This window comes from Erwinia piriflorinigrans CFBP 5888 (assembly GCF_001050515.1).
Taxonomy (GTDB): domain Bacteria; phylum Pseudomonadota; class Gammaproteobacteria; order Enterobacterales; family Enterobacteriaceae; genus Erwinia; species Erwinia piriflorinigrans.
This window is the reverse complement of sequence record NZ_CAHS01000013.1, coordinates 324,110-342,093: the sequence shown is the minus strand read 5'-3', so window position 1 is coordinate 342,093 and position 17,984 is coordinate 324,110. Positions and strand designations below refer to the sequence as shown.

At 55.0% G+C, this 17,984-nt stretch carries 19 protein-coding genes; 4 read left to right on the top strand and 15 right to left on the bottom strand.

Annotated elements, in window-relative coordinates:
- Positions 1-12 precede the first annotated feature (12 nt).
- From sdhA to sdhC, 3 genes are read right to left on the bottom strand one after another with little or no spacing between them, the layout of a single operon-like run.
- Positions 13-1,779, bottom strand: a complete 1,767-nt coding sequence (sdhA, locus tag EPIR_RS06070) for a succinate dehydrogenase flavoprotein subunit (RefSeq protein WP_023654437.1) — start codon at positions 1,777-1,779, stop codon at positions 13-15.
- Complete coding sequence (gene sdhD / locus EPIR_RS06065; RefSeq protein WP_023654436.1) at positions 1,779-2,126, bottom strand: succinate dehydrogenase membrane anchor subunit; 348 nt, start codon at positions 2,124-2,126, stop codon at positions 1,779-1,781. The genes sdhA and sdhD overlap by 1 nt, the downstream gene beginning before the upstream one ends.
- Positions 2,120-2,509 (bottom strand): succinate dehydrogenase cytochrome b556 subunit, encoded by a 390-nt coding sequence (gene sdhC, locus EPIR_RS06060; RefSeq protein WP_023654435.1) that lies wholly within the window; start codon positions 2,507-2,509, stop codon positions 2,120-2,122. The genes sdhD and sdhC overlap by 7 nt, the downstream gene beginning before the upstream one ends.
- Before the next feature lie 626 nt (positions 2,510-3,135).
- On the opposite strand from sdhC, the gene EPIR_RS06055 reads away from it, so the two are divergent.
- Positions 3,136-4,419, top strand: coding sequence for a citrate synthase (locus EPIR_RS06055; protein WP_023654434.1), 1,284 nt, complete (start codon positions 3,136-3,138; stop codon positions 4,417-4,419).
- Between the two features lie 80 nt (positions 4,420-4,499).
- Here EPIR_RS06055 and nei read toward each other — a convergent pair whose 3' ends face one another.
- From nei to EPIR_RS06005, 10 genes are all read right to left on the bottom strand, one after another.
- Positions 4,500-5,294, bottom strand: coding sequence for an endonuclease VIII (nei, locus tag EPIR_RS06050; RefSeq protein WP_023654433.1), 795 nt, complete (start codon positions 5,292-5,294; stop codon positions 4,500-4,502).
- A 17-nt stretch (positions 5,295-5,311) separates the two neighbouring features.
- Positions 5,312-5,953 (bottom strand): pyroglutamyl-peptidase I, encoded by a 642-nt coding sequence (gene pcp / locus EPIR_RS06045; protein ID WP_023654432.1) that lies wholly within the window; start codon positions 5,951-5,953, stop codon positions 5,312-5,314.
- Between the two features lie 7 nt (positions 5,954-5,960).
- Positions 5,961-6,950 carry a DUF979 domain-containing protein gene (locus EPIR_RS06040; RefSeq protein WP_023654431.1) on the bottom strand — a complete coding sequence of 330 codons (990 nt, stop codon included), beginning with the start codon at positions 6,948-6,950 and terminating at the stop codon, positions 5,961-5,963.
- A gap of 1 nt (position 6,951) precedes the next feature.
- Positions 6,952-7,680: a DUF969 domain-containing protein gene (locus EPIR_RS06035; RefSeq protein WP_048697004.1), complete on the bottom strand. Its 729-nt coding sequence runs from the start codon at positions 7,678-7,680 to the stop codon at positions 6,952-6,954.
- Between the two features lie 59 nt (positions 7,681-7,739).
- Positions 7,740-8,477 (bottom strand): 5-oxoprolinase subunit PxpA, encoded by a 738-nt coding sequence (gene pxpA, locus EPIR_RS06030; protein ID WP_023654429.1) that lies wholly within the window; start codon positions 8,475-8,477, stop codon positions 7,740-7,742.
- On the bottom strand, positions 8,461-9,399 hold the full coding sequence (gene pxpC, locus EPIR_RS06025) for a 5-oxoprolinase subunit PxpC (protein ID WP_023654428.1): 939 nt from the start codon (positions 9,397-9,399) through the stop codon (positions 8,461-8,463). The genes pxpA and pxpC overlap by 17 nt, the downstream gene beginning before the upstream one ends.
- Complete coding sequence (gene pxpB / locus EPIR_RS06020; RefSeq protein WP_023654427.1) at positions 9,393-10,049, bottom strand: 5-oxoprolinase subunit PxpB; 657 nt, start codon at positions 10,047-10,049, stop codon at positions 9,393-9,395. Before pxpB ends, pxpC begins: the two co-directional genes overlap by 7 nt.
- Before the next feature lie 124 nt (positions 10,050-10,173).
- Positions 10,174-10,917: a type 2 GTP cyclohydrolase I gene (locus EPIR_RS06015; RefSeq protein WP_023654426.1), complete on the bottom strand. Its 744-nt coding sequence runs from the start codon at positions 10,915-10,917 to the stop codon at positions 10,174-10,176.
- Positions 10,918-10,919: 2 nt separating this feature from the next.
- Entirely contained in the window at positions 10,920-12,353 is a 1,434-nt protein-coding gene (gene phrB, locus EPIR_RS06010; protein WP_023654425.1) for a deoxyribodipyrimidine photo-lyase, read from the bottom strand.
- Positions 12,354-12,367: 14 nt separating this feature from the next.
- The gene (locus EPIR_RS06005; RefSeq protein ID WP_023654424.1) at positions 12,368-13,324 is read right to left on the bottom strand and encodes a YbgA family protein; all 957 of its coding nucleotides are present in this window, start codon (positions 13,322-13,324) and stop codon (positions 12,368-12,370) included.
- 264 nt (positions 13,325-13,588) lie between these two features.
- On the opposite strand from EPIR_RS06005, the gene kdpE reads away from it, so the two are divergent.
- Positions 13,589-14,269, top strand: a complete 681-nt coding sequence (gene kdpE / locus EPIR_RS06000) for a two-component system response regulator KdpE (protein WP_023654423.1) — start codon at positions 13,589-13,591, stop codon at positions 14,267-14,269.
- Between the two features lie 51 nt (positions 14,270-14,320).
- Here kdpE and pgm read toward each other — a convergent pair whose 3' ends face one another.
- Both pgm and seqA read right to left on the bottom strand, forming a co-directional pair.
- The gene (pgm, locus tag EPIR_RS05995) at positions 14,321-15,961 is read right to left on the bottom strand and encodes a phosphoglucomutase (alpha-D-glucose-1,6-bisphosphate-dependent) (protein WP_023654422.1); all 1,641 of its coding nucleotides are present in this window, start codon (positions 15,959-15,961) and stop codon (positions 14,321-14,323) included.
- A gap of 24 nt (positions 15,962-15,985) precedes the next feature.
- Positions 15,986-16,516: a replication initiation negative regulator SeqA gene (gene seqA, locus EPIR_RS05990; protein ID WP_048697041.1), complete on the bottom strand. Its 531-nt coding sequence runs from the start codon at positions 16,514-16,516 to the stop codon at positions 15,986-15,988.
- Positions 16,517-16,781: 265 nt separating this feature from the next.
- Here seqA and ybfF point away from each other — a divergent pair, with 265 nt between their 5' ends.
- Together ybfF and ybfE are read left to right on the top strand one after the other, a co-directional pair.
- A complete protein-coding gene (ybfF, locus tag EPIR_RS05985; protein ID WP_023654420.1) occupies positions 16,782-17,546 on the top strand; it encodes an esterase in 765 nt (254 codons plus the stop codon).
- Between the two features lie 149 nt (positions 17,547-17,695).
- The gene (gene ybfE, locus EPIR_RS05980) at positions 17,696-17,977 is read left to right on the top strand and encodes a LexA regulated protein (RefSeq protein WP_023654419.1); all 282 of its coding nucleotides are present in this window, start codon (positions 17,696-17,698) and stop codon (positions 17,975-17,977) included.
- The last annotated feature ends 7 nt before the right edge of the window (positions 17,978-17,984 follow it).

Here is a 17,984-nt window from a genome sequence, read left to right as displayed (position 1 = left end):
TATCTCCGCAAACTAGTAGGTACGCGCTTTCGGCGGGAAGGCCTCACGCAGTTTTGGCTGCATGTTTACCTCACGGCGCGTCATGCTTTCACTTTGCGGCAGATACAGGCTGTGACATAACCAGTTTGCATCGTCACGTTCAGGATAGTCAAAGCGGCTGTGAGCACCACGACTTTCGGTACGGAAGTTAGCCGACACGGCGGTGGCATAGGCCGTTTCCATCAGGTTGTCCAGCTCCAGGCACTCAACGCGCTGGGTGTTGAAGTCGCTGGAACGGTCATCCAGACGGGCATTTTTCAGACGCTCACGCAGCACCTTCAACTCGGCCAGGCCTTTTGCCATTGCATCGCCTTCACGGAATACCGAGAAGCTATGCTGCATACAGGCCTGTAGCGCTTTACGCAGCTCTGCCGGGTCTTCACCCGTGGTATTGTTATTCCAGCGGTTCAGACGCGCCAGTGAAGCCTCAATTTCTTCTTCCGTTGCATCCAGCAGTGCGCCCTGCTCCTGGATAGACTCCTGCAAATGCAGCCCAGCCGCGCGGCCGAAGACCACCAGGTCGAGCAGTGAATTCCCCCCCAGACGGTTAGCACCGTGCACCGATACGCAGGCAATTTCGCCTACGGCAAACAGGCCAGGGATCACCACATCTTCCCCCTGCTCGTTTACCGTCAGTGCCTGACCACTGACTTTAGTCGGGATACCGCCCATCATATAGTGACAGGTGGGTATGACCGGAATAGGTTCTTTTACCGGGTCTACGTGGGCAAATGTGCGAGAAAGTTCCAGAATCCCGGGCAGACGTGACTCAAGCACCTCTTTGCCCAGATGATCCAGCTTCAGCTTGGCGTGTGGTCCCCACGGACCGTCACAACCACGGCCTTCGCGAATTTCGATCATAATTGAACGAGCCACTACGTCACGCCCGGCTAGATCTTTCGCATTCGGCGCATAACGCTCCATAAAGCGCTCACCGTGTTTATTTAACAGATAGCCGCCTTCACCACGACAGCCCTCCGTCACCAACACGCCTGCACCGGCAATGCCGGTTGGGTGGAACTGCCACATCTCCATGTCCTGCACCGGTACACCGGCACGCAGCGCCATGCCAACCCCATCGCCGGTATTGATATGCGCATTGGTGGTCGACTGATAAATGCGCCCTGCACCGCCGGTAGCCAGTACCGTTGCGCGCGCTTTGAAATAAACCACTTCACCATCTTCGATGTTAAGCGCGGTGCAGCCAACGATTGCCCCGTCGGCGTTCTTCACCAAATCCAGTGCGTACCATTCGGAAAAAATGGTGGTTTTATTTTTCAGGTTCTGCTGATAAAGCGTATGTAGCAGCGCATGGCCGGTACGGTCAGCGGCAGCAGCAGTACGTGCCGCCTGCTCACCGCCGAAGTTTTTCGACTGCCCGCCAAATGGGCGCTGATAGATGCGGCCATCATCAAGGCGTGAGAATGGCAATCCCATATGCTCCAGTTCCAGAATCGCTTCCGGGCCGGTTTTACACATATACTCAATCGCGTCCTGGTCGCCGATATAATCGGAACCCTTGACGGTGTCATACATATGCCATTCCCAGTTATCTTCATGAGTATTACCCAGTGCAACGGTAATCCCCCCCTGAGCGGATACCGTATGGGAGCGGGTTGGAAAAACTTTCGATAACAGGGCGCAAGTCTGGCCCGATTGGGAAATCTGTAATGCGGCACGCATACCTGCACCGCCTGCGCCTATCACAACGGCGTCAAATTCTCTGACTGGCAAATTCATTACGCACCCCACACAACAACAGTTCCATAAATGGCATACACCAACAGTGCAACCACGATAACCAGCTGCAACATCATGCGCAGCGCCAGTGGTTTGATGTAGTCGGTCAGTACCTGCCACATCCCAATCCAGCCATGCACCAGGATGGAGAACAGCGTCAGAAGGGTGAAGACTTTAGTAAAGGAGGAAGCGAAAAAACCACGCCAGATATCAAAGGTCAATGGCCCGGACATCACGATAAAAGCGAGAATATAAAACACGTAGAGGGTCATTATCATAGCGGCGGCACGCAGCAGCAGCCAGTCATGAATGCCGTTGCGCCCCAGTGCAGAAGCGTTGCTTACCATACGAGGACTCCAGCCAGAATTGAAAGCACGACAGTGATACCGAATGCAATTTGCGCGGAAAGTTTGCCTGTTTCTAAGGTTTCACCCAGCAAGCCAAAATCCATCATCATATGGCGAATGCCACCGGCAATATGGTAAGCCAGTGCAGTCAAAATGCCCCACATGATAAATTTGGCAATAAAGCTATCCATCACGGCAGAAGCCTGGAGGAAACCTTCGGGAGAAGAGAGCGACAAACCCAGTAACCAGAGCAAAATTCCGATCGACACAAAGGTAATGACGCCGGAAACGCGGTGGAGAATGGACGCAATTGCAGTTAAGGGAAACCGGATCGTAGAGAGATCCAAGTTGACAGGTCTTTGTTTTTTCACGGTTTTGCCCACACAGCCTTTCTTATTTTGCTTCCTCCGGTCCTGAAGGGGGTCAGACAGCGTTAATGAAGGCAAGCATTCGCGACAGGCACTTAAACTTCAACGTCCAGTGTCAAACGGCGCGTATGAAACGCTGGGTGGCTCCTACGGCAGGGTATTTCCGGAGACCTGGCCGCAGTATAAGTGGATCACAATCTCATTACAATTCCCCTACAAACTCTTTGGTGAACTTTCGGCCGAACAGTGATCACCCTCACAATTTTGACAAAATAAGCTAATTTAATTATCTGATTTGACAAAAGTTAAACAATTTTGCTACAAACTTGGGGCTAAAGTTTTATGATGCACAAAAGTTATGGGGATACCCTTTCCCGTAAGCACAAGTTATGTAACATTGGTTAAGATTATCAAGAGTCTCAGATATTGGCTTTCACGTAAGCTATGTTCAGACCGGATCTTGTCATAACATGATACTCATCAGGTTGTTACCATCCCGGCCAGCATGCGCCCGTCACTCTGTACCCTGCACACAATAAGATGCCACAGAGTTGATTACCTTTTGCGTCAGGCAAGAGGCTGGGGAGATGTGGCTTTCCCGGTGATAAAGATCCCTCATTAAGGCGCTAAGGAGATTGTAAATGGCTGATAAAAAAGCAACGCTAACCCTCGATGGTGAAGCTCCGATCGAGCTCGATGTGCTGAAGGGCACACTGGGCCCGGAAGAAATTGATGTCCGTGCACTCGGCGCAAAAGGCTACTTCACCTTCGACCCAGGGTTTACTTCTACTGCCTCCTGCGAGTCAAAAATTACCTACATCGACGGTGACGAAGGCATCCTTCTGCACCGTGGTTTTCCCATTGACCAGCTGGCCTTACACTCTAACTATCTGGAAGTTTGTTATATTCTTCTCAATGGTGAAGCACCGAGCGCAGAACAGTTCCAGGAATTCAAGGTGACGGTAACGCGTCATACCATGCTACATGAGCAGATTCACCACCTGTTTCGCGGCTTCCGTCGTGACTCCCATCCGATGGCGGTGATGTGCGGCGTTACCGGGGCACTGGCCGCATTTTATCACGATGCCATGGACGTCAATATTGAACGACATCGTGAAATTGCCGCTTTCCGCCTGCTGTCGAAAATGCCCACTATGGCGGCTATGTGTTATAAATATTCTATTGGTCAGCCGTTTGCTTATCCGCGTAACGACCTGTCGTACGCCGGAAACTTCCTGAATATGATGTTTTCCACCCCTTGTGAAGAGTACGTGGTGAACCCAGTTCTGGAGCGTGCTATGGATCGCATTCTGATCCTTCATGCCGACCATGAACAGAACGCCTCCACCTCGACCGTGCGTACTGCCGGCTCATCCGGAGCCAATCCGTTTGCCTGTATCGCGGCGGGGATTGCGTCGCTGTGGGGCCCTGCTCACGGCGGAGCAAACGAGGCTTGCCTGCGCATGTTAGAAGAGATCAGTACCGTCGAGCACATCCCTGAATTCATCCGCCGTGCTAAAGATAAAAACGATTCGTTCCGTCTGATGGGCTTCGGCCACCGCGTGTATAAGAACTACGATCCGCGTGCGACCGTTATGCGCGAAACCTGCCACGAAGTCCTGAATGAGCTGGGTATGAAAGATGACCTGCTGGAAGTGGCGATGGAGCTGGAGCACATTGCACTCAACGACCCTTACTTTATTGAACGCAAACTCTATCCTAACGTCGACTTCTATTCAGGCATCATTCTGAAAGCAATGGGGATTCCGTCCTCCATGTTCACGGTGATTTTCGCGATGGCACGAACCGTTGGCTGGATTGCTCACTGGAAGGAAATGCACGATGATGGCGTGAAAATTGCCCGTCCGCGTCAGCTTTACACCGGCTACGATCAGCGTGATTTTACCTCAAAAATTAAAAAGTAAACCGTTGGCGATAAGGCCCGTTAACACATCCGGGTGCAACCACTAACCGTGGCCGGGCTGGTTTAATCAGTCCGGCCTTTTTATTTCTGACAGCCGGGACACTGGTAAAAAGGTCGGGAAGAGAGCATGATTTTTATAATGGTCTCACCGCAACGTTCACACGCTTTTCCCGCGCGATGAAAGACTTTAAAGCTGAACAGCGCGCCGTGATGATGGTTTTCATCCCCCCGGCCACGGGTGCGATAAGAAAGACGTGGGACTGACAGCAATGCTTCAGCAAGCACATCCAACTGCTTATCACTTAACGTTTCGGCTTTATGCTGTGCGGCAAGCCGCGCCTGCCAGAGAATTTCAACACGCAGATAGTTGCCCAGTCCGGCGAGAAATCCCTGGTCCAGCAGCAGCGCGCTGAACTGGCGGCGGCGGAAACGTTTCGACAACAGGCGCTCACGCACTTGCTCCACGGTGAGCGTCATATCGAGCACATCGGGGCCGACGCGCGCTAAAAAAGGATGTTCGGCCAGCCCTTGTGCATCAAGTAGCTGAATCTCCGAAGCGCTGTACAGCAACAGCGTCTTATCCGCCGCCGCCAGCCGTACCCGCAGTACGCGTTTGCTTTGCGCAGGTTCGCTGCCGCTGTTGATAATCCGCCAGACCCCGTAAAGCTGATTATGGCTGTATAACGTCAGACCATTAGAAAAATGGGTTAACAGCGCTTTACCACGGGTTTCAATAGAAATGATCCGTTCACCAACCAGCATCTGCTGATAAGTCTGCAATGTCGGGAAAGCGAACCAGACATCGGTCAGCACTTTCCCTTTTATCGCCTCTTCCAACCGATCTGCCGCCCGGCGGATCTCAGGACCTTCAGGCATCCGACGCTCCTTTAACCTTAATGATTCGCCCCGCCCTCAAGACGAATATCCTGTTCGACCGCCACGGCAATGCTCACGGCCATCTCCAGCGCCAGGGTTACCGTTGCCAGCGACATGCTGGCTGCCCCCGGATGATGCAGCGCCTGTTCGGGCAGATAAGGGATATGAATAAATCCGCCGCGCGTTTTGCGCCGGCGCAAATAGTGCAACAGTCCGTACATAACGTGATTACAGACAAAGGTGCCGGCGGTTTGCGAGACCGATGCGGGAATACCGGCTTCACGGATACCCGCCACCAGCGCCTTAATTGGCAAAGTGGAAAACAGGGCTGCCGGGCCGCCGACAACCACAGGCTCATCGATGGGCTGTGCTCCCGCATTATCCGGGATACGCGCATCGTCAACGTTTATCGCCACGCGCTCAATGCTGATATCGGCGCGTCCACCGGCCTGCCCCACTGCAATCACCAGGTCGGGCTTCACCGCTTCAATCGTGGCATATAGCACCTCCAGCGAGGTGCCAAATGCGCAGGGCAGCTGTTTAGCGACGAGCCTGACATCGCCAATCAATCGGTTATGCAGTTGGCTGACGGCTTCCCACGAGGGATTAATCCGTTCGCCGTCGAACGGCTCGAAAGCTGTGATCAATACCTTTTTCATTGTTCCCTCACAAAAACATCATGAAATACAAAAGGAAGATATTGGCAGTTAACAGTAGCACGCCGGTGGGGATCTGAGCCTTGATCACCGCATTCCTGTCCGGCAGCTCCAGCAGCCTGGCAGGCACAATATTGAAATTTGCCGCCATCGGCGTCATCAGCGAACCGCAATAGCCGCAGAACATGCCGATTGCCGCCATCACCGCCGGGTTGCCATGATGTTGCAGCACCAGAATGGGAATGCCAATCCCGGCGGTGACAATCGGAAAAGCGGCAAAGGCATTGCCCATGATCATGGTTAACAGCGCCATGCCGACGGCATACAGCACCACGGCGACGAAACGGTTATCCACCGCCAGCCAGCTCTCGGTCAGGTGGGCAATAGCGCTACCCACGCCAGCGCTGGTAAACAGCAAGCCCAGCGTGGCAAGAATTTGCGGCAGGATAAACGCCCAGCCAATCGAGTCCAGCAGGCGGCGGGACTCCTGAAGGGACTGTATGGGACTTTCCCTTGTCATTTTCAGCGCGACCAGCCAGGCCAGCAGGGAGCCTAGCGTCATGGAGAACAGGGTGATCAGCGTCGCATAGTTGCCCTCACCGAAAACCATCTGTTGCAGGCCGGGAATGTGATTAAACGCCAGCACGCCAATCACGGTGACCACAGGGATCATCAGCGCCGGTAAGAACAGGCGGTTGCCGAGGCGAACCGCGCTCTGTTCCCGCTGTTGCTCTGAGCGCTGAGAATAGCTGCCGAGCCTGACGCCACCGCAGCCGGCAATCAGCGCCATGACCACCACGCCAACGCCGACGCTGATATGCAGCGTGCGAACATTGATAAAGGCGGTTACCCAGTCGCCAATAAAAAACACCAGGCCATACAGCGCCCAAAATAGCCCGGTGGTCAGGCGTCGTGGATTGCTTTTGTCACACCATGACAGCAGCGCCACCACCAGCAGGACAGTACCGGCCAGCCAGAAAAGATAAGCCTGTTGAAACATATTATGCCTCCCTCTTCTGTTTCAGGGCGCTGGCATTCAGATCATCCAGCTCGGTAGCGAGGCGTTTATCCATACGATGCAGACGCACCGCGTGGATTAGAAAAGCACAAACGGCGGTAGGGATCCCCCACAGGGCAATGTGCAGCGGCTCGGTCTGGATCCCCGCCGACTCCTGCATAAAATTATGCATAAAGATGATTGCCCCGAATGCTACAAAAATATCTTCGCCAAAAAACAGGCCCACATTATCCGTCGCTGCGGCCATTGCCCGTAGCCGGTAACGCACCGCATCGGGAAGCTCGCCATAGCGATTGCCTGCCGCGCCTTCGGCCATCGGTGCCAGCAGCGGCCGCACCATCTGCGGATGTCCGCCCAGACTGGTTAACCCCATTGCCGCTGTAAGCTCTCGTGCCAGCAGATAAATAATCAATAACCGTCCGGCGGTGGCGCTGCGAATGCGCGCAATCCACGCCTGCGCGCGCTCTTTCAGACCATGACGCTCCAGCAGGCCAACGATCGCCAGCGGCAGCAGCAGGATAAACGGTAAATTGCGCGTATTAAGAAAGCCGGAACCGAGCTTTTCCAGAATATCGCCAACCGGCATCCGTGCCGCCAGCCCGGTGACGATACCGGCCACCACCACCACAATCACCGGATTAAAACGTAACAAGAAACCGACCACGATAGTGGCAATACCCACCAGCGGCCAGAGATTAACGGCAACATCCATTGTGACTCCTTCATCAAAAAAAAGCCCCAACGCCTGTCGGGACATGAAAACATGCGGGTTTAGCGGCTGCTGACTTCGATACCTTGCAGGCTGAATGCCTGACGCAGCTGGCGGGCAAAATCGAGCGCGTGAGGGCCGTCACCGTGCAGGCAGATACTGTCTGCCTGAACCTTCACCCAGTCCCCGCTTTGGCTCTGTACCTGCCCTTTTTGTATCATCCACAGCGTTTGTCTGATGGCCTGTTCATCGCTTTCGACCAGCGCACCGGGTTGACCGCGAGCAACCAGCGATCCATCGCTCTGATAAGCACGGTCGGCAAACACCTCCTGGCGCGTGGTTAACCCGTGGCGTTTTCCGGCGCGTATTGACTCACTGTTCGCCAGCCCAACCAGTATCAGCGCCGGGTCAATCGCTCTGACCGCGAGAGCGATGGTGTCGGCCAGTGCCGGATCTTTTGCCGCCTGGTTATACATCGCGCCGTGCGGTTTAACGTGTACCAGTTTCCCCCCCTCACCTTCTGTCAGCGCTTTCAACGCACCGACCTGGTAAACCAGCTGGGCGTAAAGGGTTTCCGGCGGCAGCTGCTGCGGGCTGCGGCCAAAGTTTTCGCGATCGGCAAAGCCTGGATGCGCGCCAATCGCCACGTTGCATTCCAGCGCCCACCGTACCGACTGCAGCATGGTTGTGGCATCACCCGCATGAAAGCCACAGGCGATATTGGCAGAGGAGATCAACTGCAACAGCGCACGATCGTCAGCACAGCCTTCTCCGAGATCGGCATTAAGATCGACTTTCATTGGCTAATCCCCACGCCATTTGTGCCAGCGTTCTCTGCTGCTCGCGTTTTGCCTGAAGCGCTTCCTCCAGCGTACAGTGAACAAAGTGAACCGGCTCGCCGAGACGCAGCTGGGCCAGATGGTAGAGATCGGCTTCGATCACACAGGCAATACGCGGATATCCTCCGGTCGTCTGCGCATCCGCCATCAGGACAATGGGCTGTCCGCCCGGCGGAACCTGTACCACGCCGGGAACAAGACCATGCGACAGTAAATCGCGCGTGTCATCGCGGCGCAGTTGACGCCCCTGCAAACGGTACCCCATACGATTGCTTTGTGGATTAAGCCGCCAGGCCGTTCGCCAGAAGGCTTCCCGGCTCTCTACACTGAATTGGTGATATTCAGGGCCGGGCATGGCACGCACCCGGTTGCCCCATAGCAGCTGGCGCACGCCGACAGGCTGATGAAATTCACCTTCGGGCCTGCCGAGCGCCAGGCGGTCACCGTCCTGTAGTTTACGCCCGGCGAACCCACCAAACCCGGCTTTCAAATCGGTGCTGGCAGATCCCATGACGGCTTCGATCCTGTAGCCACCGTTGACCGCCAGATAGCTGCGCATTCCGCGCTGGGGCACACCTAGCGTCAGCCGCTGCCCTTTTTTTACCGCAAAGCGCCAACCGGTCCAGACCGCTTTACCGTCCAGCTCGGCGTGGCAGCTGGTGCCCGTCAGCGCTATCCAGCCATCGCGCTCAAACTCGGCGCAAAAACCGCCAAGCGTGATTTCCAGCACTGCGCTGTCAGGCGCGTTACCCACCAGCATATTGGCGGTTTGCATGGCCGGATGATCAAGTGCGCCACACTGACTGACGCCAAATTGACGCCAGCCCGTGCGGCCCGCGTCCTGAATACTGCTGCTGATCCCTGCGCGGATAATATTCAGCATATGCCCTCCTTTTGCGGGACAAAACGCACGCGATCGCCGGGACGCAACAGCACCGGAGGCTGCTGTTCAGGGGTAAACAGCGGGATCTGCGTCTGACCAATCAGCTGCCAGCCGCCGGGAGCGGCCACGGGATATACCCCGGTCTGACTGCCGCCAATCCCCACCGAACCCGCAGGCACCTGCACGCGCGGTTCGGCACGGCGTGGCGTATGGAGTCGTTGATCCAACCCACCGAGATACGGAAACCCCGGTTGGAAACCAATAAAATACACCACGTAATCCATCGATGCGTGGCAGGCCACCACCTGAGATGCGCTCATGCCGCTGTGACGCGCCACCTCGTCCAAATCGGGGCCTGAATGACCGCCATAGACCACCGGAATGTCGACCAGGCGCGACGTCAGATCCAGCGCTTCACTCTCTTCCCAGTGCTGCTGTAACCACTCAATAGCCGCATGCGCATCCTGCTGTGGATCGCGCAGCAGGATGGTAATATTGTTCATTCCGGGGATAATTTCGAGGGTTTCGCGGCAATCCCGCAGGCATTGCGTCAACCCCCAGATACGTTGCTGGCTGGCAAGGGATATTGGAGGGTCTAATTCCAGTACCACCGCGCGTTCACCCAACAGGTAACAACGTGCTTGTTGCAAAAGAGGCCTCCTGAAACAGATATAAGTTAATCAGGTAGTTATGCGCAATTGTGTTGGGGCTGTCAACCACCAGCCAGGCCGAGCCGGCCGTGCTGATGGCAGAATTATGGCGTTTAAGCAGGGATCAGGCAGGGTTATCGATATCAATAAAAGTGACATCCAGCCCGTGCTGCGTGGCCAGCCAGTCACCCAACGCTTTGATGCCACCACGCTCGGTGGCGTGATGTCCGGCAGCGAAGAAATGAATCCCCTGTTCACGGGCGCTGTGTATCGTCTGTTCAGAGACTTCGCCGGTGATAAAAGCATCAACGCCGAAAGCGGCGGCGGCGTCAATAAAGCCCTGTCCGCCGCCGCTGCACCAGGCGACGCGTTTAATCACCGATGGGGCATTGTCGCCACAGTGCAGCGGTACACGTCCCAGCGCCTGGCTGATATGCTGCGTCAGCCCGGCTGCACTTATCGGCTGTGTTAATTCCCCCCAGGGAACCAGCGGCAACACCTCGCCCTTCACCTCAATGCCAAACAGCTCTGCCAGCATGGCGTTATTGCCCAACTGCGGGTGTGCGTCCAGCGGCAGGTGCCAGCCAAACAGGTTAATATCGTTTGCCAACAGGGTTTTGAGGCGCTGGCGTTTCATGCCCTTAATCGCAACCGCTTCATTTTTCCAGAAGTAGCCGTGATGAACCAGCACCGCATCTGCCTGGCGACGCACGGCTTCATCCAGCAGTGCCTGACAGGCGGTGACGCCGGTAATCACTTTTTTAATTTCGCTGCGCCCTTCAACCTGCAACCCATTCGGCGCATAGTCGCTAAAATCGGCGCTGCTAAGAAGCTGGTTAACCCGCTGTTCAAGTTCAGTATTTCGCATAATCAGTCCCGTTTTTTTCGTGCCGCCTCAAAAGCATCCAGCGTTTGCTGGCGTGCCTGCTTATGATCCACGATCGGCTGGGGATAATCGAGCGTTTGCTGATTTTTCCGCGCCCACTGATGCGGCTGATGAATATATTCCGGCGGGACCTGACGCAACTCCGGTAGCCACTGGCGGATAAACTCGCCCTCTTTATCGAAGCGCTCTCCCTGAGTGGTGGGATTGAAAATACGGAAATAAGGCGCGGCGTCGGTTCCGGTAGAAGCCGCCCACTGCCAGCCGCCGTTATTCGCAGCCAGATCGCCGTCCAGCAGCTGCGACATAAAATAGCGCTCGCCTTCACGCCAGTCGACCAGCAGATCTTTCACCAGGAAACTGGCGGTGATCATGCGCAGACGGTTATGCATCCAGCCCAGGCTGTTGAGCTGACGCATCGCCGCATCGACAATCGGATAGCCGGTTTTCCCCTGCTGCCAGGCGGTCAGATGTTGTGGTTCTTCGCGCCATTTCACGTTTCTGGTCCAGCGGGTAAACGGCTGATGGCGACACAGCGCGGGAAATGCCACCAGCAAATGGCGATAAAATTCGCGCCAGATCAGTTCGTTAAGCCAGACAAAGACCTTGCCGTCTTCCAATCCGCCCGGATGCTGTTTCAGCAGGCGATGCAGACACTGGCGTGGTGACAACACGCCAGTGGCGAGATAAACCGACAGGCGGCTGGTGCCGTCGCTGGCCGGTAAGTTGCGCTTGTCCGGATAATCGGTGACCGCCTGCTGGCAGAACTCGCGCAGCCGGGCAATCGCTGCTTTTTCGCCGCTGGGAAACAGGCTGGAATCAATGTCTTCACGCGGATAGTCAAATGGCTGCAGAGAATTTTTACCGGCTTCAATCGCCCCTCCCTGCCGCACGTCAGGTGCTGGCAGGCACTCCGGCAAGCCTTGTTGCAGGCGTTTGACGAAAGCTTTACTGAACGGGGTGAACACCTTGTACATTTCACGATTACCGGTCAGTACGCTGCCGGGCGGCAGCAGCAGGCTATCGTCAAAGCCCTGTGCCACCACGTCATCATCGAAGAGCGCCTGCTCGACCGCCGCATCACGCTGCCGTTCGTTGACTTCGTACTGATAGTTGTAAAACAGGCGGTCGACGCGGTGCTCACGGCAGAAAGCCTGTAGCAACGGGACGCTGGCGTTGAAGTCATCGCACTGTGCAACGTGCAGGGCAATTCCCTTTGCTGCCAGCGACTGCTGTACATCCTGTAAACTTTGCCAGATAAATTCGGCCTGCTTCGGTGCCATATGGTGCGCTCGCCACTGCTCCGGCGTGACAATAAATAGCGCAATGACCTTAGCCTGTTGAGAACGGCAGGCGGCATACAGGGCGTGGTTATCATTGATGCGCAAATCGTTGCGCAGCCAGACCAGATGAGTTGTCATAAAGCTCCCTGAAATTAGTGTCCGTAACGCAGACGCAGCGCTTCCGGGTAAGGCGCAAAATAGCGCTGCCCGGCCAGCCACGGATGTGGGAATTCTGTCATATAGTGTTTCAGCAGAGTGATGGGTGCCAGCAACGGTAGCAGCCCCTGACGATAGTCATCAATCACGCCGGCCAGCTCCTGACGCTGTGCGGAAGTCAGCTCACGGCGGAAGTAGCCCTGCACATGCATCAGCACATTGGTATGGTTAGTGCGCGTTGCCGGCTGCTGCATCAGATCCATCAGCCTCTGCCGGTATTCGTGGGCAAACGCCTCCAGCGATGCCCACTGGTCCATTTTGGCCACAAAAGGCCCTATCTGACGATAAGCAGGCTGGGAGTGGGCCAGCAGCAGCAATTTATATTGGGTATGAAACGCCATCAGACTGGCGCGCGTCAGCCCGGCGCTCCACAGCTGATTAAATTCGTGCAGGGCATAGACGCGTGCAACAAAATTCTCGCGCAGCAGCGGATCGTGAAGACGCCCGTCCTCTTCCACCGGTAGCCACGGCATCTGCTCCATCAGTTCGCGAGTAAACACTCCGGTTCCGGCCTTGCGGTTATTGTTATTATCTGGCTGATAGATACGTACCCTTTCCATGCCACAGCTGGGGGATTTAGCGCAGACAATATAACCACACAGATGATGCAAATGGCCCACTTTTTGCCGTGAGAATGCCTGCATCTTTTCCGTGACGGGTAAATCATTGCCGTTGCTGAAACAGAGTGATATCTCGCCCTGCGCCGCTTCGGTCAGACGCAGCGCGGGACGCGGAGTGGGCAGCCCAATCGCCATCTCCGGGCATACGGGTTCATAGTGAAGATAAGGTGCCAGCTGCTGCGCGGCAAATTCACTGCGTTTATGGCCACCATCAAAGCGTACGCGCTCGCCCAACAGACAGGCACTGATACCAACCGGGATCTTTTTATCCATAGTTATACAACCTCAAAAAACCTGTACACATTTAAGTGTAGCTCAAAACTCTGCCTCTCTGGCAAAAATATCCCACCCTTTGGCAGAGTTTTCGCTTTTAGCTGATATGCGGTCAGGTCAGTATCGCGGTTTCGTGAAGTCACAATGTGACAAACAGGGACAATATGCCCGGATGAATATCACAGACGCCATCCTCCCTTTTTTGCTAAATTAGGGTGGGTATGCGCTACGCAGTGCTGAAAATTGACCGATTGCCGAGGTTTTGTGACCACCATTCTGATTGTTGAAGATGAAAAAGAGATCCGCCGTTTTCTGCGCGTTGCGCTGGAGGGTGAAGGCTTTCGCATTGTCGATGCAGAAACCCTGAAACGTGGGCTGATTGAAGCAGCAACGCGTAAACCGCAGCTGGTTATCCTCGACCTGGGACTGCCTGATGGTGATGGCAGCCAGTTTATTCGTGAAATTCGCCAGTGGAGCCAGATACCGGTGATTGTCCTTTCGGCGCGCAGCGATGAGCAAGATAAAATCACGGCGCTGGATGCCGGCGCCGATGACTTCCTGACCAAGCCTTTTGGCGTGGGTGAACTGCTGGCAAGAGTACGGGTTGCTTTACGCCATCACCCGCAGAACGGGGAAAACAGGCAGGAGCGCATCGATTTTGGTAGCGTCAGCGTTGATATCACCGCTCGCCGCGTCACGCGCAACGGCGAGGCTCTGCACCTGACGCCGACGGAGTTTCGCCTGTTGGTAAGCCTGCTAAATCATCCTGGCAAAGTGATGACACAGCGCCAGCTACTGATACTGGTATGGGGGCCTAATGCGGTTGAACATCACCATTATCTGCGTATTTATATGGGCCATCTGCGGCAAAAGCTGGAACATGATCCGGCACGCCCCCAGCACCTTCTGACCGAAACCGGGGTTGGCTATCGCTTTATGCCATAAAAAAAAGGGCATTCACACCGGGTGAACGCCCTTTTTCACAACCTGTCAAATTCAGGCGTTGTTCAGCACCGCACTGACAATTTCTACCGCTTCTTTCTCAATTTTCTCGCGGTGTTCGGCACCGAGGAAACTTTCGCAGTAAATTTTGTAAGCATCTTCCGTGCCGGACGGACGCGCGGCAAACCAGCCGTTTTTGGTCATCACTTTCAGACCGCCTATCGCCGCGCCGTTACCCGGAGCCGCCGTCAGGCGAGCGGTGATAGCATCCCCTGCCAGCGTGTCTGCACTGACCATATCCGGTGACAGTTTTGACAAGGCGGTTTTCTGTGCCGATGTGGCCGGAGCCTGCAAGCGGTTGTAGCTGGGTGCGCCAAAGCGCGCGGCCAGCTCATCATAGTGCTGCTGCGGATTCTTGCCGGTTACCGCGGTAATTTCCGCTGCCAGCAGACACATGATGATCCCGTCTTTATCCGTAGACCACGGCGTGCCGTCGAAGCGCAGGAATGACGCGCCCGCGCTCTCTTCGCCACCAAAGCCGAAGCTACCGTCAAACAGGCCATCAACAAACCATTTGAAGCCGACCGGCACTTCCACCAGCTTACGCCCCAAATCATCCACCACGCGGTCAATCATTGCGCTGGAAACCAGCGTTTTACCGACGGCAACGTCTTTGCCCCACTGCGGACGGTGCTGGAACAGATACTGAATTGCCACCGCCAGATAATGGTTAGGATTCATCAGCCCAGCAGGGGTGACGATACCGTGACGGTCATAATCCGGATCGTTGGCAAACGCCAGGTCAAACTCATCGCGCAGCGCCAGCAGACCCGCCATAGCGGATTCCGATGAGCAGTCCATGCGGATCACACCATCGTGGTCCAGATGCATAAAGCGGAAAGTCTGATCTACGGCATCATTAACAATGGTCAGGTCAAGCTGGTAAAAATCAGCAATACGCTGCCAGTAAGCCATACCGGCACCGCCCAGCGGGTCGACGCCAATCTTCAACCCGGCTTTCTGGATTGCTGCAATATCAACGATTTGTGCCAGACCTTCGATATAGGGCTGGATCAGATCTTTTTCCTGCAAATGACCACTGGCCCAGGCCTGATCCAGCGTCACGCGCTTAACCTCTTTCAGGCCATCTTTGATCAGCGCGTTGGCGCGGTCTTCCACCACTTTAGTGACGTTGGTATCGGCCGGACCACCGTTAGGCGGATTATATTTGATCCCACCATCTTCCGGCGGGTTATGGGACGGCGTGATCACAATGCCATCGGCCAGTGGCCCGCCATTTTTATTGTGCTCAAGAATAGCATTCGAGATAGCTGGCGTTGGCGTATAACCATTATCCTGCTGCACGATTACATCCACGCCGTTAGCCGCAAGCACTTCCAGCACCGAGATAATTGCCGGTTCTGACAGCGCATGGGTGTCCTTGCCGACATAACAAGGCCCGGTCACCCCATTCTTTTTGCGTTCTTCAGCAATGGCCTGCGCAATCGCCAGAATGTGCATCTCATTAAAGCTATGACGACCTGCGCTACCGCGATGGCCGGAGGTGCCAAATTTTACCGCATGCTCCGCATTACCCTGTTCAGGTTGCAGGACATAATACTGCGAGGTTAATTGTGCAACATTAATCAAATCGCTCTGCTGGGCGGCTTGCCCGGCACGGGGGTGATTGGCCATTGGCGCTTCTCCCTGACGCTAAAGTTAGAGGGTACCGCAAACTTTTTCAGCCAGTTCCGCCGGGAACTGCATTGATTGCATGATGTGTTCCACCATGCTGCGTTTACGATCGGTATTTGTATTGGTGATCACCCAGTACGGCGTGCCGGGAACATGCTGCGGCTTAGTATGGGTACCACTCTCCAGCAGCGTTTGCTGATTACCCGCAAAGTAAACGCGGGTACGTCCATGCAGTGACTCTGTCGCTGCACCAAACGCTTTGGCATCCAGACTGTACAAAGTCGATAAAATCAGCATGAAGCGGTTCACTGCTCTTTTTTGCTCGGCATACTCATCAGACAGCAACAGCTCACGCACCGCGCGCACAGGGTTCTGCGGACGCACCTCCGCTTTAGCGGACGGTGAAGTGGCAGATATTGCGGCTGTCAGCGGGGCGCTTTGACCCGCAGTGAACTTCAGCATCCGGCGCAAGATATCCGATGCGCTTTCACCAATATGCTGAGTGTGGCTGGCAATATAGCGGTATAGCTCTTCGTCGACTTCTATCGTTTTCATCTTTATCCAATACGGTTTTTGCTTATCAGAACCCGGGTGGCCAGAGCCGAACATGAGCCTCATCGTCGTATTGAGAGCGCCAGCCCAACCTGTTCCAACATCAGGACTATAAAGTTAAATACTGCCAGAGTGTAGCGCCAGGCCCGTTTAACGGCAAAAGTCAGATTATGCCTTAATAAAGTCCGGAAGCACTCCCTCTGCCAGCAGAAGAAATTGTGGAATTCATGATACCCTAACCCCTCCTCTCAACTGTAAGAACTTCGCTATGAATTTGAATTTCCGCGTGCAATCTGAACAAACTGTGACCAACGATCTCCCGCTGGTGCTTATTCACGGCCTGTTTGGCAGCCTGGATAATCTCGGCGTGCTGGCGCGGGGATTGAAGGACGATCGCCGTTTGATCCAACTTGATGTGCGAAATCATGGCGTTTCCGGGCGCGCAGCCGAAATGGATTATCCGCTGATGGCACAGGATATCCTCGATACGCTTGACGGCCTACAGGTCGAACGCTTCGGGGTGATCGGTCATTCTATGGGCGGGAAGATCGCCATGACGCTTGCAGCACTGGCCCCCGAGCGCGTGGCGGGCATGGTTGTGATCGATATTGCGCCCGTTGCGTACCGCACTCGTCATCACGATCAAATATTTACCGCGCTACGGGCCGTGACGGTCGCCGGTATCACCCGGCGTAGTGATGCCGCCAAGCTGATGCGTGAAACCCTCGCAGAAGAAGGCGTTATTCAATTTCTCCTCAAATCATTTCATGAAGGCGAATGGCGCTTCAATGTCCCGGTGCTCTGGGAGTGCTACGACCGTCTTATCGGCTGGGGGGCGCAGCCAGCATGGCCCCATCCGGTGCTGTTTATTCGTGGCGAATTATCACCTTATCTGGACGATGAATATCGTGACGAGCTGCTGGCGCAGTTCCCACAGGCACGCGCGCATGTGATTGCAGGTGCCGGACATTGGGTTCATGCGGAAAAACCTGATGCGGTTTTGCGCGCAATTCGCCGCTTTTTTGCGCTGTAAAAACAATTATTTCCCGCTGCGGTGAAATGATTGTCGTCACCACTTTCGCTGGGGTATGATGGCGCGCTAAAATTTTGCCGCTGCTGATTTTTCAGGCGGCATGACGGACTCATTCATCAGAAATCCAGCCTTTCAGTATTACGATTCCTATGGCAAAAGAGAACACCGACCGCACAACGCTCGATCTGTTTGCAGATGAACGTCGCCCGGGACGACCTAAAACGAATCCGCTCACGCGTGATCAACAGCTGCGTATCAATAAACGCAACCAGCTTAAACGCGATAAAGTACGCGGGTTGAAGCGTGTCGAACTAAAAATGAACAGCGAAGCGGTCGAAGTGCTTAATCAGCTGGCTGAAGAACGCAACATGAGCCGCAGCGAACTGATTGAAGAGATGCTGCTTGATCAGTTACAGCGCCACCAAAGCTGAACGGTAG